At 55.8% G+C, this 16,991-nt stretch carries 16 protein-coding genes; 12 read left to right on the plus strand and 4 right to left on the minus strand.

Annotation, left to right across the window (positions count from 1 at the left end):
• Nucleotides 1-223: 223 nt before the first annotated feature.
• Together ACZ9BB_RS09550 and ACZ9BB_RS09555 are read right to left on the minus strand one after the other, a co-directional pair.
• On the minus strand, nucleotides 224-1,759 hold the full coding sequence (locus ACZ9BB_RS09550; protein WP_476213547.1) for a diguanylate cyclase: 1,536 nt from the start codon (nucleotides 1,757-1,759) through the stop codon (nucleotides 224-226).
• 369 nt (nucleotides 1,760-2,128) lie between these two features.
• Nucleotides 2,129-2,878 (minus strand): hydroxypyruvate isomerase family protein, encoded by a 750-nt coding sequence (locus tag ACZ9BB_RS09555; protein ID WP_476213548.1) that lies wholly within the window; start codon nucleotides 2,876-2,878, stop codon nucleotides 2,129-2,131.
• 178 nt (nucleotides 2,879-3,056) lie between these two features.
• Between ACZ9BB_RS09555 and ACZ9BB_RS09560 the strand changes: the two genes are divergently transcribed.
• On the plus strand, nucleotides 3,057-3,947 hold the full coding sequence (locus ACZ9BB_RS09560) for a LysR family transcriptional regulator (RefSeq protein ID WP_476213549.1): 891 nt from the start codon (nucleotides 3,057-3,059) through the stop codon (nucleotides 3,945-3,947).
• A gap of 268 nt (nucleotides 3,948-4,215) precedes the next feature.
• Here the strand turns inward: ACZ9BB_RS09560 and ACZ9BB_RS09565 are convergent, their stop codons facing one another.
• Entirely contained in the window at nucleotides 4,216-4,623 is a 408-nt protein-coding gene (locus tag ACZ9BB_RS09565; protein WP_476213550.1) for a DUF3224 domain-containing protein, read from the minus strand.
• A gap of 252 nt (nucleotides 4,624-4,875) precedes the next feature.
• A complete protein-coding gene (locus ACZ9BB_RS09570; protein ID WP_476213551.1) occupies nucleotides 4,876-5,820 on the minus strand; it encodes an SDR family NAD(P)-dependent oxidoreductase in 945 nt (314 codons plus the stop codon).
• A gap of 664 nt (nucleotides 5,821-6,484) precedes the next feature.
• Here ACZ9BB_RS09570 and ACZ9BB_RS09575 point away from each other — a divergent pair.
• From ACZ9BB_RS09575 to ACZ9BB_RS09625, 11 genes are all read left to right on the plus strand, one after another.
• Complete coding sequence (locus tag ACZ9BB_RS09575; protein WP_476213552.1) at nucleotides 6,485-6,790, plus strand: hypothetical protein; 306 nt, start codon at nucleotides 6,485-6,487, stop codon at nucleotides 6,788-6,790.
• The gene (locus ACZ9BB_RS09580) at nucleotides 6,771-8,078 is read left to right on the plus strand and encodes a type III PLP-dependent enzyme domain-containing protein (protein ID WP_476213553.1); all 1,308 of its coding nucleotides are present in this window, start codon (nucleotides 6,771-6,773) and stop codon (nucleotides 8,076-8,078) included. The genes ACZ9BB_RS09575 and ACZ9BB_RS09580 overlap by 20 nt, the downstream gene beginning before the upstream one ends.
• A 10-nt stretch (nucleotides 8,079-8,088) precedes the next feature.
• Nucleotides 8,089-8,997 carry a hypothetical protein gene (locus ACZ9BB_RS09585; RefSeq protein WP_476213554.1) on the plus strand — a complete coding sequence of 303 codons (909 nt, stop codon included), beginning with the start codon at nucleotides 8,089-8,091 and terminating at the stop codon, nucleotides 8,995-8,997.
• Nucleotides 8,981-9,976 carry a beta-ketoacyl-[acyl-carrier-protein] synthase family protein gene (locus tag ACZ9BB_RS09590; RefSeq protein WP_476213555.1) on the plus strand — a complete coding sequence of 332 codons (996 nt, stop codon included), beginning with the start codon at nucleotides 8,981-8,983 and terminating at the stop codon, nucleotides 9,974-9,976. The genes ACZ9BB_RS09585 and ACZ9BB_RS09590 overlap by 17 nt, the downstream gene beginning before the upstream one ends.
• A complete protein-coding gene (locus tag ACZ9BB_RS09595; RefSeq protein WP_476213556.1) occupies nucleotides 9,973-11,583 on the plus strand; it encodes a class I adenylate-forming enzyme family protein in 1,611 nt (536 codons plus the stop codon). Before ACZ9BB_RS09590 ends, ACZ9BB_RS09595 begins: the two co-directional genes overlap by 4 nt.
• Nucleotides 11,561-11,815, plus strand: a complete 255-nt coding sequence (locus ACZ9BB_RS09600) for a phosphopantetheine-binding protein (protein ID WP_008010488.1) — start codon at nucleotides 11,561-11,563, stop codon at nucleotides 11,813-11,815. Before ACZ9BB_RS09595 ends, ACZ9BB_RS09600 begins: the two co-directional genes overlap by 23 nt.
• A complete protein-coding gene (locus tag ACZ9BB_RS09605) occupies nucleotides 11,816-13,369 on the plus strand; it encodes an AMP-binding protein (RefSeq protein WP_476213557.1) in 1,554 nt (517 codons plus the stop codon).
• Complete coding sequence (locus tag ACZ9BB_RS09610) at nucleotides 13,338-14,855, plus strand: AMP-binding protein (protein ID WP_476213558.1); 1,518 nt, start codon at nucleotides 13,338-13,340, stop codon at nucleotides 14,853-14,855. Before ACZ9BB_RS09605 ends, ACZ9BB_RS09610 begins: the two co-directional genes overlap by 32 nt.
• Before the next feature lie 124 nt (nucleotides 14,856-14,979).
• Entirely contained in the window at nucleotides 14,980-15,384 is a 405-nt protein-coding gene (locus tag ACZ9BB_RS09615) for a VOC family protein (RefSeq protein WP_052963234.1), read from the plus strand.
• Nucleotides 15,381-16,508, plus strand: a complete 1,128-nt coding sequence (locus ACZ9BB_RS09620) for an acyl-CoA dehydrogenase family protein (protein ID WP_476213559.1) — start codon at nucleotides 15,381-15,383, stop codon at nucleotides 16,506-16,508. The genes ACZ9BB_RS09615 and ACZ9BB_RS09620 overlap by 4 nt, the downstream gene beginning before the upstream one ends.
• Nucleotides 16,505-16,984, plus strand: coding sequence for a hypothetical protein (locus tag ACZ9BB_RS09625; protein ID WP_476213560.1), 480 nt, complete (start codon nucleotides 16,505-16,507; stop codon nucleotides 16,982-16,984). The genes ACZ9BB_RS09620 and ACZ9BB_RS09625 overlap by 4 nt, the downstream gene beginning before the upstream one ends.
• The last annotated feature ends 7 nt before the right edge of the window (nucleotides 16,985-16,991 follow it).

A 16,991-nucleotide genomic window follows, 5' to 3' on the forward strand; every position in this document is an offset into this window, starting at 1 on the left:
TCTTTATGTAATCCGCACGATCTGCCGAGGTCTGAGGCGTTCCAAAACGACTACCTGTTGAAGTTTCTGAGCGCAGAGTCCGAATCACGGTGACTTAACCGAGCGCTTACGATTACCAGGGGGCGCGTGCTGGACAATGGGATGATGACCTGAAGGCAGAGCGCGGCTCCGAAGCTGTCGAGTTTTGGCTTTTTGCGCAGTGACACCCGGGGTAGCCGATCTGCTACATATCGGCAAGTTGGACTTGATCTCTACCATTTGATTTTGCACTGTACATCGCGGTATCGGCACGCCGAATGAAGGCGTCAAACGATTCTGATGGAATCCATGTTGCAACGCCGAAGCTACAAGTCGCCTGTCCAATATCATCAAATGGTAGGGTGTTTATTAGAGCTCGAAGCTTTTCTGCCAGCAGCCTTGTATCGTTCAGTTCGCTATCCGGGCAGATCAATGCAAACTCTTCTCCGCCTGTTCTGCACAGCAGATCGGTTTTGCGTGTTGCCGAACGTATTCGAGTGCACAACGACTTCAGAACGTTATCACCACACTGATGGCCCCAGCGGTCGTTGATGTGTTTGAAGTGATCGACGTCAAACATGATCAGCGACAGAGGGCGGTATTGCACGTTAGCCTCGATGAGCAGGCGCTCCATCAACTCTTCGAAGTATCGGCGGTTATAGACTCCGGTCAGGTGATCGGTAATGTTCAACAAACGCAAGTCTTGCGTGCGCTCATCAACCAGCAAGAGGGCGCGGGCGCGCTGCGTAATCAGCAAGTACACCATCAAGGTCAGCAGCAGCGACAACCCTGCTCCGAACACGACAATTAGGCTGATGGACAGTGCGTAGCTGTTGGCGACCAGAAATGTTGAGCTGGGTCGAAACTGGATCAAGTAATTTTGGTCGGCTACTTTCAGCAGCCGCTGCGTGTACAGCGCTGAAGGGGCCGCGGGGGCCAAGCTCTGATAAATGCTTTCCCCTTGATGCTGCGTGTCGATCAATGAAAGCGTCACGTTCAGTCGTTGCAGACTTGGTAATGGAATGCCTTGTTCCATCAAAGAAGCCAAGCGTACGCTGGAGACAACGAATCCCTGCAAATTATCATCGTTCAATGGAACCTCAGGGGGCTTCTGGAATACAGGTGCGACAAAGAAAACCCCCGACTGCCCATTGGTCATTTTCAACGGTTCCGACACAACTATTTGACGTGTTTGTCGTGCCTTGCTCATCAAGGCTTGGCGACCCGGGCGAGCTAGAATATCCATGCCGGGTATGATCTTTACGTCATCGCGCTTCAATAAGTAGAGCAATATCCAGTGTTCCGGCCGGCTGGTGAGGGGGACTCTTTCACCGGTGACGGGATTAATTTCATGATATGAAAAATCACTGGTACCGTTGAGGAGCGCCTTAGCGCGAAACGCTTGTAGATCCTTCTCGAGAATCCTTGGCACCCAGCTATAGGCTTCGTCCTCTCCAACTAGAGGCGTAACAAATCCCAGAAACTCCTTTTCAGTGACATCGTCGGCGTTGATAAAGAAACGCCTCACAACGTCTAGTTTCAAGACCTGAGTATTAAAGCGTCGTTGCAGGCGACTGAATCTTTCGTCGACCTCCAGTTGAAAAGCAACGCTAACGGTACGCTGCTCTGTCCCTGCGAACAGAATCAGCACCAAGAACGTGACGGCCACCCCAGCTAGGCACACCAGACCGCAAAGGGTCACGTCTGATGCTTTGAGCGCGTTCTGACGAATAGACATCATTTTGTGTTCCTTGCTCATCGCCAAAAATAGCGTGAAGTGACCTGAAGTACTTTTGGAGTATCGGCACACTTGTCGTTATCTTTATAAATCAGACGTTAGAGCAAGGGGCTTATATTAAGGACTCCAACCAGTTAACGGTTCAAATCTAGAGCTGTCGTGGCAAATGGGTCTGCGAACAGTTTTAGACACGTTCGCCGACCCTCCGCAGGCTTCGGCCGATGTGCATGCGTCAGCCAGTCTGGCAGCGCTCAGGCGAACCCAAGCTTGTGAATGGCAAAGTCGCGCAACCCGCTTTTCTGGAGCTTACTCGATCGGCTGATTTTGGCCGGTTGCTACCCTTCGTGACGGGAAGCAACCAGCCATCAAGCGCTAAGTATTTTGCGACTTGAGCCAGCCTAAGCTTGCAACAGTAGTGCTGGAAGGACGGTATTCACATCCGATCCATCCTGTGTATCCACGATGTTCCAGAGTCGCGAACAATTCAGCAAAATTTAAGATGCCTGTCCCCGGCTCGTGGCGACCTGGGCAGTCCGCAATCTGTACGTGGACGGTTCGGTCATAAAACTGATCCAGAACATTTGCGGCGTCGCCGGTCAAAAGCTGTGCATGGTAAAGATCGAGAATCAGTCCAATACTCGGGAAGGCTTCCAGCACCCGTAGCGCCTTGCTGAAATCCGACATGTAGTACCCCGGGATTTCCTTTGGGCTTATCACTTCAATCAGGGGCCGCAACCCCCGATCTTCAAAATATTTGACTGCATATTCCAAGTTGCTCATGAAACTGGGCGCAGCTGAAACTTGTGCAGTAATCCCAGACATGACGTGCACATTTGAGCAACCCAACACCTTTGCATACCTGGCGGCCAAGGCTAAACCTGCACGAAACTCTTCTTCCTTGCCTTGCAACGCAGCCATGCCCTTGGTGACTCCGGCCGGTGCAGCGAACTGGATCAGAGGTAGAGAATATTGAGTCAAATGTGCGGCCAATTGACTGGCTTCAAATTCATAAGGCGAAGGAAACTCCACCGCCTTGAATCCAGCAGCCGCTGCAGCTTCGATACGCTGGAGAAAAGGCAAATCGTTGAATTGGAAGCCGAGATGAGCATTGAACTTGAGCATTCAGTAAAAATCCGTTTTGAAAGAGGCAAGTCATCTGCCTGGACGCGAGCCTCGAGAAGGCGACAACACAGTTATCGCAGGCATATTAAAGAGACTCCTCCATCACGAAAAATATTATGTTGTGATTTTTTTCATCACTAATTGTTATGCTTTGGGTTTCGATCCGAGAATGACTGGTATGAATCTCAAAGCGTTGATGTGCTGCGTAGAAGTTGCGCGGCAAGGTAGCTTCACCAAAGCCGCGCAGAGCCTGCACATCGCCCAACCAGCATTGAGCATGGCCATTACTCGATTGGAAGAGGAGTTGGGCGTTACGCTTTTCAACCGCGCGGCACGACAAATCAACGTGACGGCTGAAGGAAAAAGCTTTATTGCCCGTGTCGAAGTCGCTTTGCTCGAACTAGACATGGCACGTCAAGAGCTGCGGGATCTGTCGCATTTACACAGTGGTGAGATTCGTCTCGGCGTGCCTCCCATGTTCGGGATCAACTACATTCCGCAGGTACTCAACGCCTTTGGCAAGAGATATCCAGGTATCGTGATGACGGTGATTGAAGGCAGTGCGGATGACATCAGCCAGCGCCTGGAAAGCCGTGACATTGATGTCGCCCTGCTGGAGTCTCGTCGAGTAGAGAGCGGATGGGACTCCGTTTTGTTAGGCACCGACGAGATGGTGATGTGCATGAACGACAGCCACCCACTTTCGCGCGAGGCCTTTATCGAGGCCTGGCGTCTGCAAGATGAGAAAATGGTGCTTTTTGACCAGACATTCCTGCAACGCCATATGTTCGACACCTTCTGCGAAGCCTCCGGAGCCCGCTATCGAATAGCATTGCAGACCAATTTCGTCTCACTGGTCATCAAGGCAACACTGGATGGAATGGGCGCCTCTACGCTGCTGCGTTCCATTCAGCAATGTGTACCCGGCTTGCTGGGCATTCCCTTCAAACCGGCACAGATCATGAGTTTCAGTCTATGCTGGCGAGCTAACGAATATTTGTCTGTCGCAAACAAGCGGTTTGTTGAGTTTGCTCAAACAACCGGTTTCTTCGGTAAAGACCCCGACTAACAGTCAATGGAGTTGAAACGCGCCAAGCCACCGATCTCGGCTGCGAGTCCGAGGGATAAAGCCAAACGGCAACCAAAGGTCGTTTATGGCCACTATTCTGACTGCCGCGACCAGCTGAAAACGCCCCATTACCGGCATTGCCCTTATGAGGTTCCACAAACAGACGGCTTCCTACCCTCGTATTTTTAACCTTTCGCGATCGGACACCCTGATGCAACCTCCAGGACAGTGGTGTCCTCTAGGGCATTACCTCAGAACGATTTCTGACCTATTCGAGTTGGTAATTCATCCAAATACGGTGCGTGCCATCGGTGTCGATTTTGATCCCTCCTGATCCCGATATCCCTCTCAAATCACCGGTACCACTGCCTCCGACTATGCAGAAAAATTCATCTGCCCGATCAGTGCCGGTTGTGGAGGCAGAGTGGATGAAATTGAAGGCGCCTTCTTTCCCATTCACAGCACCTTTGAAGCTCTCAATTGCGATGTAACTGCCCGTCTTGGTCGTCTGGTCGAACGCCGCAGTAAAAACTGTTGAGGAAACCCCGTCGATAGCACCCGAGTAGCATTTCTCCATGGTGCTGATAGACACTGGCAAGGAGGTAGTAATCTCGGGGGTTGGGCTCAGGCCTGTTGGTTTGAAATTCTGAGTAGAAAAAGTGGCTAACGCTACCATTCACATCCGTCTCTATCCAAAGAGTGAAGTTCTCATTCTACTCCACAGCACAGCACGCACGGAGCCAAAAACGCTCTGCGGAGCTAAGCCTATTTCCATCTATGCGGCAGCAACTCAATAAGCGCCCGGCCAACAAACCCTCCTGAATCCAAACCTCAACTCGATGGACGGTTTCTGCGATGCGCAGCCGATGTAAAGCTCTCTAGCCACGAACAAAGAGCAGCGCAGATATGGACGCTCTCTCTCGATCACTCATTTCCTTTCAAAAGCGTCAATCCCGGTAAGTTGAGCGGATAGCGTCCAAAGACGTTCGGCTTGATCAGGGTCGGCGGCATAAGGCCGGACGCCGACAAAGGATGGTGGTTCGCTTGCGTCCAGCGATGCGATCTCACAGTCCTCACAATACAAACCTCCCATGCCATTTAACTGCGGAGCTGTTGCGGCCCAAATTTGGGTGGCCGCGCCCTGCTGCGTCGTCTTGAAAGTCGGGTCGGCAAGGTGGCCGTTAACGTCTAGCCAGCCGGCGGCAATCATTTCGTCCTGCGCCAGATGACGCTGGAGCGGTGTGAGAATCTTGCCGGGATGAAGGGAGAAAGCACGGACACCCTCGTGTTGACCAAGCCGATCAAGGTGGACAGCAAACAATGCATTGGCCGTCTTCGACTGCCCATAGGCCAACCACTTGTCGTAGCCCTGCGTGAATTGCACATCGTTCCAGCGGATACCCGATTGGTGATGGCCTGCCGATGACACTACTACCACCCTTGCACGACCCTTGAGCGCAGGCCATAGCAAATTCACGAGGGCGTAGTGCCCCAGATGATTGTAGCGAACTGTGCCTCCCAACCCGCCCCTACGCGGGTTTCCGGGCAAGCCATGATTCCCGCGCTGCCAATCAGGATGCCGATGAGTCGTTCCCCAGCAGACAAAATGAAAATCCAGGCATCGACGTAGAAAATCGCTGCGCATCGCGAGTAAGTGAAACAGTTTTTGCCGGAGAGGTTTCTTCGCCTCCGTTCGAATGGCCAGGAAGCTCGCCTTAAACTCAATGAGCGCAAAGCGAGAATTGGCAGCTAATAGATGATCTGCAAAAACGTTGTCCTGAGCTCCGAGGGATGTATTCGCCCACCCGGGAAACGATCCATCAGGTTGAAGTAGAAAATCTTGCTTCGAAAGCCCTGGCAAAACGAAGAACAACGTTATGCTCCATGTCCCGCTGGGACGGGGCAGTTTCTGCCACTAGGTTCAGTCCTTTTGACTCCCCCTCAATGGTCTGGGGGCAGTATTTCAGATGTTACTTCTTTCGGGCAAAATGGGCATCAATGGTGCTCGCTGGCGGCCGGGCAACCCAGCATCGCAAAATAATGCCAATGCTCAATTCTGAGCCCGCCCCCCATGCTGTCTCAATGCCGCCACGGGACAGTCTATTCGTCAAATAGGTCAGGCTGTTACCAGCGCCCGGAATTGAAGGACTCCACTACCACGGAGCGTAGGCCACCGGGTTCGTAGGAGTACCTCACGCCGCAGATCCTGTGTATCGCGATCGCGCAATGGCGAAGCTTCAGGGTTACGAGCGCGCTTTACTCTTGGTTGGCCTACTCCCATGAACATTAATCGATGAACATTCCCACAGCATTGGTCCTTGAACCTACAGCAGAGCATGGTGCTGGACCGCTTATGAACATATGACATCGCCCACTTGTTAAATGATGTGTCAGAGCGGAACTTTTACAAAAGCTCCGCCTGCACTCTCTGGATTGCTCTATGAATTCAGGGCGCATTTGCGTTGCAATCTCAAGCAAATTTCAGTGTCCGCCACGGATATGATCACTCTAACGACGTTTAAAGGGGTGTGACATTCATGAGCTTTTCACCAAAAACGGCACGCACATTCATTCTCTCATCGCTGGAGAACTTGGGTGTTGCCCAGGATAAGTTACAGGCCATCGAGCACGGTGCCGAAATCTACGGCCCGCAGGGGCTGTTGGACTCTATACATCTAGTCGGCCTTATCACAGCAATTGGTGAACGGGTCGACGACACCGCAGGTGATTCCGAGAGTTTCTTCGATATTCTCGACGACGATCTGTTCGGCAACTTTAAAGATATCAAACGAATCGAGTCGTTATTAAACGGAAAATTCAGCCATGTCAGCTTTTGCTCCTGATAGTCAATATATCCACACCGACAAAATTGAAGACATACCCTATCAGTTGCTGGCCGATAAAGTGCCCACGCCTTTTTATGCGTACAGTGCCACACAGATAAAAACAGACTTTGCAGAACTTAAGCGCACCCTCCCCCAAGGCATAGATTATTTCTACTCCCTTAAGGCCAACCCGAATAAAACGCTGGTTGCTCTATTGCATCAGGCCGGGACGGGCTGCGAAGTATGTTCCCTGGTGGAGCTGGAAATTGCATTACGCCAAGGCGTGGCGCCGGGCGATATTATTTTCGTCGGCCCCGGCAAACATATTAATGAGTTGACGCAATGTTGCCTTGCCGGCATTAAAGCCGTGGTGGTCGAATCCATCGAAGAAATGGTTCTACTCAATGATATTGCCGCTGGCCTGGGAGTAACCCAGAGCATTGCCCTGCGCATCAACCCTGACTTCACCGGCGAAAAAGCCAAGTTGGTGATGAGCGGCAAGCCCCGGCAATTTGGTATCGATGAACAATTGCTGCCGCAGACATTCGCCACGCTCGGGCAACTTGCGCAACTGCGCCTGGCAGGCATCCATGTTTATCTTGGCACCCGAATTCTTGACTGGCAGGCCCTGGCCAACAATACGCAAAACATCCTGACACTGGCCGCCACGCTCCAGCAGACCTATGACATGGACTTCGACTTTGTGGATGTCGGCGGTGGCTTTGGCGTGCGCTATTTCGACAAGGAAAAAGCACTCGACCTGGCCGCCCTGGGAGAGGCACTTCTACCTGTGGTGAACGACTACCGTCAGTGTTTTCCACGCTGCAAAATCGTTATTGAGCTGGGCCGCTTCCTGATTGCGCGTGCAGGCATCTTTGTCACGCGGGTCAACTACCTCAAGCCGTCCCGTGATGAGTGGTTTGCCGTGTGTGACGGCGGTGCCAACTGCCACGGCAGTGCCGCTGGCATCAACTCCTTGATCCGTCGAAATTTCCCGATGGCGCGTCTTGGCCCATCCCGGCACAGCGATCAGCATCGCTATCAAGTGACCGGTCCCCTGTGTACGCCCACTGACTTGCTGGGCGAAAACATCATGCTCGCCGAGCTTCGTTCGGGGGATCTGATCGGTATCGGGCATTCCGGTGCCTATGGTGCCAGTGCATCGCCAGTGGGCTTTTTGAGCTTCGGTCACCCGGCAGAAGTGCTTGTGGAAAATGACCAGGCTTATCTGATCCGCACGGCAGATAGCGTAGACACCCTGCTGGCCCCCCAGGTGTGCCAGCGCTTGTCTTTGGCCAACGCCTGAAGGAATCGCCATGTCTCTGAAGTTTGCGGCTTCTCATATCCTGTGGCGTCAGTTTGAAAGGCAAAACGATGTGCCTGCCGTGGACGACGGGCAATTGAAAATAGTGAAGGACTTCGTCAACGGCTTTTTTCATTCACACGGCCATACGGGTCAGGCCCAGGACCTTCATGCCTACCGCTGGTATGCCGCACAAAACCAGACGTTCAGGACAATGCTGACACAGTTGGTCGGGGAGCTGGCAAACCAGGCCCCGCTCAATGACCTGGATCTGCTGGTACTCACCCACTGGACGCCGGACGTGGAGGTCGGATGCTCGGTGACCAACGCCATTATTCATGAGGCGGGTTGCCACGACGCCTTTGGTATTGCCATCAGCGATCATGGCCTGAGCAGTACGTTTCTGGCGTTGCAAGTTATTGAGGATTACCTCGACGACGGGGACCGTGGCGGCCGTGGGAAAACGGCCCTGCTGCTGATCGCCGACCAGGATGCCATCATGTATGACAGCCCCAGCCTGGCCCGTTTCAATTCCGCGGCCAGCGCCTGCGTCGTGATGTTGCACAGCCTGCCAGGCGAACAGACCGGCGGCCAACCCGCAAGCATCGCGTTTAAACATTATCGAAAAGTCCCTTTTCCGGCCACGCACCAGGCACTGGATGCCCTGCTCGTTACGTTGGATATGTTCACGTCCGAGGAAGAACGACTGCCCCTGCTGATCCTGACCACGCCGGGTTTTGCCGGACAGTTGCGCGAGCATGGGCTGCTGGCAACCCATCGCATCGAGAGCTGGGATGAGGCGTTACTCTCCTGCGCCCCCTGGGCCCGGCTGGAACAACTCGCGCCGAGCAACCACCGTATCCTGCTGATGCTGCCGGAGGGTAACTCCCTGACCTGCGCGGGCTTTGTGGCGGGGGCTTGAGATGTATATCCATACAATTACCAGTCTGGTCGCCGCTAACCTCACCACCCTGCCCGCCCTGGCGGAGAAATATGCCTGGGGTGAGCGCAACACCAAGATCTTTGGCCGCTTTCATCGGATGGAGTCGGCCAGCCTGTTTGAACGGGAGGCGTTGCCTGACCTGATCATGCGGCTGTTGCAACAGTTCAAGGCCGAGTGTGACCCGGTACTGTTTGGGCGCATTGGCTATGTGGCCTGGGCGCACTCTCTGAATTGCCCCAGTCCTTTTGACCTGGTCCCCGTCCTGGCCAGCGACTTGCGTACATTCCTGGGGCGCCCGGAGCTTGAGTTTTTCTCTGTTTCCCAGGCGTCGTGCGCATCGGCGCTGGTCGGGCTGAAATTTCTCAACGCTAAACTCACTGCGGCTCAAGCCAGGCAGGATGACGTCTGTGGCTTATTGATCACCGGCGAAAAATGCTTCCACGAAACCGTGCAATACGTCGATCAAAATGGCTATTTCGGCGAAGCATTTTGCGCGACCTTGCTCAGCGTAAATCCCTCGCCCGGCGCCTTGTGCGTGGGCGCGGTGCACGTCCAGCAATTGGCCGCCTACGGCACACGTACGCGCGCGACGGATCGCGAAAGTGAAAACGCCTACGATCACGCCTTTATCCCCACCATGCTTGAGACCGTGCACACCGCGCTGCAGCACGCAGGACGGCGCCCTCAAGAGCTGCGTACGCTGATCCCGTACCACATCAGCCCGCCCACCTTCGACAGGATCGCCGACGGCGCAGGTTTTGCCCGGGACATCATCTACCGTCGTCATCTCTACGAACTGGGACATTGCTTTTGCAGTGATGCGTTCCTCAACCTGAAAAGCCTGCTGGCGCACCGCGATAACGCTATCGCCGTTCACCCCATTCTGGCCGTGGCGTCCGGCATCGCCGGCACTTTTGCAGCCATCGTTCTTGAATTGAATAATGAGGATGAGACATGAGCACAACCCATTTGACCCAATGGCTGGTGCTGGCTGCACACCAGTTCCCTGAGAAAACGGCGCTGATCGAGGGTGAGCATGCAGTGACCTGGGCCGCACTCCATCAACGTGTGCTCAATACCGCCGCCTACTTGCGTCAGCAGCAGGTTGAACGCGGCGACAGGGTATTGGTATGGCTGCCCAATGGGGTGGATTTCGTCGTCTGCTTCTGGGCTGTGCAATATTTGCAGGCCGTGTTTGTTCCGGTGAATCCGGATACACCGCTGGCACGGGTCGGCTGGTTACTCGACAACGCAGCGTCACACCTATTGATCGCCCAGGCCGGGCAGGCCACTGCGCTGGCAGCGGCCCCCGGCAACCCTGGCCTGCAGGTGCTGTTTGATCAAGCGCCCGGCGCGCAAGAGAGCGGTTCGCCACTGCTGTCCCTGCAACAAATAGCGGCACTTGCACCGGCCATGCCGTTGCCCGTTCGAGATGCGCTGGATATTGACCTGGCCTGCCTGATCTACACCTCGGGTTCTACGGGCGATCCCAAAGGGGTGATGTTGACCCAGCGCAATATGCTGAGCGCCGCGGACTCTGTCGCTACCTATTTGCAATTGGCGGCCAGCGACCGGATATTCTGCACGATCCCCATGAGCTTCGACTACGGGCTGTATCAAGCGATTATGGCGACCAAGGTGGGCGCAACGCTGATTATCGAAAAGGATTTCAGCCGTCCGCTCTTTGCCCTTAAACAGCTGGTCAAGCACAAAGCCACCGTCCTGCCGATTGTTCCCACGCTGCTGGCGATCATTGCACCATTGGCCAAACGCTATGACTTCTCCTCCCTGCGCAAAATCACCAACACCGCGGCGGCCCTGCACTCCAGTGATATCGATCTGCTGACCTCGCTCTTCCCGCAAGCCGAGATTTTTTCCATGTACGGGCTGACCGAGTGCCATCGCTGCACCTGGCTGCCCCCCGCGTTGCTGGCCCAGCATAAAGACAGCGTGGGCTACGCCATCCCGAATACCGAACTATGGGTAGTGGACGAAGACGGCGTGGAGCACCGCAGCAATGCGACCGGTGAGCTGGTGATCCGTGGCGCAACCGTGATGCGCGGTTACTGGCGCAACCCTGAGCAGACCGCGAAGAAGCTGCGGCCAGGCCCCCTGCCCGGCGAATCGGTCCTTTATACCGGCGACGTGTGCCGACTGGATGAGCAGGGCTTGCTTTATTTTCTGTCGCGCAACGATGACATTCTGAAAACCAATGGCGAAAAAGTCGCCCCCAGGGAAGTCGAGGGCGTACTCAAGCGTATGCCGGAGGTGTTGCAGGTCGCAGTGATCGGTGTCGCGCATCCGGTTTACGGCGATGAAATCGTGGCCTGTATCGAATGCGTTGCTCCCTTGGACACCGCGCTGCTCAAAGCCTTTTGCCAGACCCATCTCGAAGCCTATAAACGGCCCCACCGCTATTACTTCAGTGAAGCATTGCCCAAAAACAACAACGGGAAAGTTGACCGCGGCCAGCTATCCGCCCTCCTGCCGCGCCGGGAAAACAACCTGAACGTCGGGAGCACACAACAAACAGGGAGCCAACATGTATACGCCAACCATCATTGAAGCCATCGGGCTGGTTCTGGAAACGTCAAACCTCTCGGAACTGAGTGCCCGGACTCACCTGGAGCGCGACTTGGGATTTGAAAGCGGTTTGTATATCGAACTCATCATGTACCTTGAGGAGCGCATCGAGGACTTGGTGCTCGACCCTGCCACGCTGGAATTCCAGCACTTCGAAACCGTGGGCAGCCTGTCGAACTTCATTGAACTCCAACTCGCCAGCCGGGCGGCATAAATGGACGCCTGGTCTGAGCTCATAACGGTGTTTATGCGCTTTGAGGATCAATCGCATACTGCCTGGCGCCACCACTCACTGACGTACAGCTATGCGGCGCTTGCTCAGCGCGCGCAGGATATCGCCATTGAAATAGTCCGCCAGCAGCCTCGAAGCGAGACGCCTCTGGCGCCGGTATTGGTTTATGGCCACAAGTCCTTCGATTTTCTGGCAGCCTGGTGGGCCTGCCTGCTGTGTGGTTGTCCGATTGTGCCGGTGGAGTCAGACAACGCTCCCGAGCGACTGGAACGGATTGCCCGTACGGTCGGGGCAAGCTTGATCCTGAACACCGACGCCCTCCCCCTGTGCGCCGCCAATGCCAAGGTGATTGCCCTCGCCCCCTTGCCCTGGCAGCACCATGACCATGCAGCGCTGCGGCATTTACTGGACGGCACCCGCAGGCGGTTCGACAACGCGACCGACATCCCGCTGGCCTACATCATGTTTTCCTCGGGGACTACCGGGGAACCCAAGGGCATTCAGATCAGCCTGTCCAATCTGGTCGATTTCGTGGCCTGGATACGCAGCGACTTTCCACTTGATGGGGCTATCACGGGAAATGTGCGGTATTGCTTCGATGTCTCCCTGTTTGAAATCTGGCTCGCCTGGCAGTTTCTGCAACCACTGTCCGTGCTCGACCATCGAGACTTGATCAACACCCGCAAGATGATTGCCCAGCATGCACACATGGAGCTGACTTGCTGGGTATCGACGCCATCGATGATGCGCCTGTACTTGCTGGACCCGACCTTCAATACGCAAACACTGGCGCAGTTACGCCGGTTTATCTTCTGCGGCGAGACGTTGCCCAAAGAGATCGTCACCCAGTTGTGGGCTCGTTTTCCAGGCTGTGAGGTGATCAATACGTACGGCCCCACCGAATGTACCGTGGCGGCTTCGCAAGTGTTGATTACCTCAGACATGGTGGCTTCGTCATTGCCCCTGCCGATCGGCCGCGCGAGACCGGGCGCGGCACTGCACCTCGGCCAACCCATGGACGCTTCGGGCCGGGGGCAACTGTTGATCAGTGGCGAATGTGTCGGCCCTGGCTATCTCAATGCTGCACCTGCGCGTCAGGCCAGTTTCAGTCGGCAGGATGGGCAAGCCACTTACGCCACCGGTGATATCGGCCTGTTTGATGGCACCTGGTATTACTTCCTGGGGCGTGAAGATGGCGAGGTCAAGATACAGGGGCACCGTATTGACCTGCATGAAATCGAACGCTTCCTGCGCGACCGCAACCTGGTCGCCGATGTGGTGGTAGAGCCATATTGGCGCAAGGGCAACGCAGAAGCGATCCAGGCCTGCGTGATCCTCAATGCAACCTGTGAACTGTCACAACTTGGCCACGCCATGCAAGCCCATTTCCCCCCGTGGGCAATCCCGCGTTACTGGTACAGCACCCCCCGCACCGTACTCAATCACAACGGCAAACTGGATCGTTCAGCTGCCCGCCAACTGGCTTTGGACAACGGAGAAAGACATGTTTTCATCGCAAATCAAACCGCTGTTTGAGCGGCTGAAATATCAGAGCACTGCGACCGCCTTGATCAACGAACAGGGCACCTACAGCTTTGCCGAACTTGGTGCGCGCACCGCCGCGATTGCCCAGGTGCTCGCGCCATGGGCAGGCCGTAACGTGCTGGTTCACGGCCATAAGCAACTGGATGCCGTGGCAGCCATGCTGGCGTGTATCAGCCAGGGTTGCTGCTTTAGCTTTGCCGACCAGTCCAACCCCGTCCCGCGGATTGAAAAGATTGCCAAGCTGATCCAAGCCGAGCTGATCCTCACGGCGACGCCGCAGAAGCTGGAGGGTCTGGACCGCTGGCCACAATGGGTGACATCGACCCTGGAAAATGGCGACCCGGCATCACTGCCACTCGAACCTGAATTGACCCAGCCAGCCTTTTATATTCTCCCCACTTCGGGCAGTACCGGTGAACCGAAGGGCGTCGTCGTCAGCTATGAGAACTTCGCCGCATTCTCGACCTGGTACAGCCCGATGATCCGCGACGGTATCGCACACGGATGCCATGTGAGCCATGCCTGCTTCTCCTTCGACATGGGCTTGCTGGATCTTTTCCCGGTGCTGTGCGAGGGCAGAGCCTTGCTGATGCTGGATCACCGCCACAACATGCTGCCGCGGCAAAATATCCGCCTGATGTCGCGCTATCCGCAAAACCCGGTCACCAGTTGGTTTTCCACACCGAGCTTTGTCGATTTGATGTTGAAGGACCCCTTGTTCAGCGGGGAGCAGTTTCCGGATCTGAAGCGCTTCTTTATGGCCGGCGAGCGCGCCTCGCTGGGGTTGGTGACCCAGTTGCAGGCGCGCTTCCCGGGCCTGGAGGTGATGCACGGTTATGGCCCGACCGAGACCACCGGCATGACCCATACCTTCGAGCTTGGCCATCCGCCCGAGCACATCTCAGGCCTGCTGTCCCTTGGCAAAGCCTGCGGGTTGACCGGGGTCAGGATCGTGGATGCCGATGGTCAAAGTCTGCCGCCAGGCGAAATAGGCGAGGTGCTTTTATACGGCCCGCAAGTCGCGCTGGGCTACCTGCCTGAGGACGACCCGCGTAACAGTGCATTCAGCCATGACGAGTTCGGACGGTACTACGCCTCCGGTGACCGGGGGTTTGTGGATGAAGAACAATCCCTGTTTATCCACGGCCGGGATGACGGCCAACTGAAACTGAACGGCAACCGAATCGAGCTGGCTGAAATTGAAAGCAGTGTGTGCCGCTATGTGGGGGTCACCCAGTGTTGCGCGGTGCCGATCAAGGAAGAAGGCAAGGTCATCGACCTGCAACTTTTTATTCAATTGCGCGAGGACAGTGCAACCCACCGCGCCGCACTGCGCCAGTTCCTGGCAGAACAGTTACCGCCTTACATGATCCCCAAATCCATGTTCTTTTGTCAGACCTTCCCCGTGACGCTGCATGGAAAGATCGACCGCCAACAACTGGTGGATCAGCACAAAGAGCCGCTGGCCCTAAGCTGATGGCCATCTGCAAGCACATATAAAAAACTTCCCGCCACCACGGCGAAAATACACATCACCCCATGCACCGGCGCCGGACAGGCGCCGGCGTAAATCGTTTTCCCCCAAGGATAAGGGCGTCGCGATGCGTTTTAGTCATATCGGTTATGTGGTTGGCGACAGCGACGCAACGGCTGTCGCGGTTAAACCGTTTTTCCCGGTTATCGTCCGATACAAAGAATATGTTGCCGCACAAAAAGTGTTCATCACCCTGCTGGAAACTGTTGAAGGGCACAGCCAGATAGAGTTGGTCGAACCGCTGGAAAACAATCTCCCCTTGCGCGAGTTGTTGGCCAAATCCGGCAAGTCGTCGCTGCCCTACCATATCTGCTTTGAAGTCGATGACTTTGACGAGCAATTCAAAGTCATGAAGAGCGCCGGCTGGATCGTACTGACGCGCCCGTTCAACGCCTTTGACAGCAACCACCGCTCCAGCCACCTCTATCACCCTGATGCCGGGGTTATTGAAATCATGTCAGGCCCGCTATGAGTCAACTCTACGATGACGCGTTCGCCGGGCAGTCGTGCCCGTTGGGCGCAGACGCCCAGCAGATTGCTGACCAACTGCGCAACTTCGGCGACACACGGCAGATCATGGGGCAGTGGTCATTCGCCCCGACGCTGAACTCTCTCGGCTTGCCGCAACGGTACCAGGTACCGCCAAGCCGTCAGGTGATCAGCCTGGCCGCACGCTATGAACTCTACGAACAGATCGGCTTCGTCTCCCCGGCGCTGATATTCAGCGCGCCCGGGCCGAGCATGGCGGCCTATGTCGTTGCCGGGCTGGGCAACGAACAGCAGCAGGATGCCTTTTTCGGCCAGTTCCAACGGGCATTGTGCTGGTCCTGCTTTGCGATGACCGAACCCTCACAGGGAAGCGATGCCGGGGCCATGCAGACCACGGCGACACCGGTTGACGGCGGGTACCTTATCTCCGGGCGCAAGATGTTTATCGGTAACGGAGTCATCGCCGAAACCGGTGTGTTGTTTGCGCGTACCGCACCGGGGCAATTGGGGATCAATGCTTTTCTGTTTTCGCCACAAGACCCGGCCATCACCCGCCATCGCTTGGCGCTGACCGGGCTTGACGGTGCAAACCTGGCGTTGATGCAGTTCGACAACCTGTTTATCCCGGCAGCGGATTTGCTCGGGCAGCACTTGAAACCGACCCAGCGTTTTGCGCAGTCGGCGATGGCTACGTTCGATGCGCTGCGCCCCTGTGTCGGCGCTCTGGCGCTGGGTGTGGCGCGACGCGCATTGCACGAGTGGCAAGCCTGCGTCACGCCGACCCCGGCACAGTCACAATGGCTGTCGCAAATGAAGCGTCGCTGGTATGCCGCTTACCGTGAGGCGGCGATGGTCTGTCAGCAAGCAGATGAAGAGCAAAGTCCGGGGAAAAGCCCCGGCATGGTGAAAACCGCCTGTGTGATCCTCGCCGATGAAATTGTCAGCCTGCTGATCCATGCTTTCCCCGTAGACACTCAGCCTGTACCGGCAGCCCTGTGGCAGGCATTTCGTGATGTAAAAGCCTTTGAATACACCGAAGGCACACGACAGATCCACCGACTGAACCAGAGTTTTTCTCCCCGACAAGCCAGCCAGGAGTGCCGATGACTATCGCCCCTCTCGTGCAGGGTCAACTGAATATCGTCAGTACCTGTGACGCCATCACGCCGGACAGCCGGCACTTTATTGCCACCCGGGAGCTACCGACCCGGGCGCGCTGGTATCAACACTGGCCACAGATCGATTGCGGCGAACGCCTGCACGCAAAGGCCGCTGTGGACCTGTGCCGCAGCGTCATCAGTGAGCCGTATCCGACACAGTTGGTTTACGACAGCCTTCACCCGGCGGCGCGCGGTGCGACTCCCCTGCTGCAAAGCCTGATTTCCCAATGCCCGGGCTTCATCGAAATGTGGGGCATATGCAGTGGGCAATTTGATCCGCAATACGCCGGTTCGCTGGCAAGCACCCTGCTTCAACCCGGGCAACGCCTGCTGTATCTGTATGACCCGCTGCAGCGCCTGAGTGGTGATTCCGCGCCCCAGCTGGCGACGCTGCACTATCTGATCTTTTCTGCACAAGCATAGGGGGAAG

It is taken from the genome of Pseudomonas sp. TE3552, assembly GCF_056278945.1.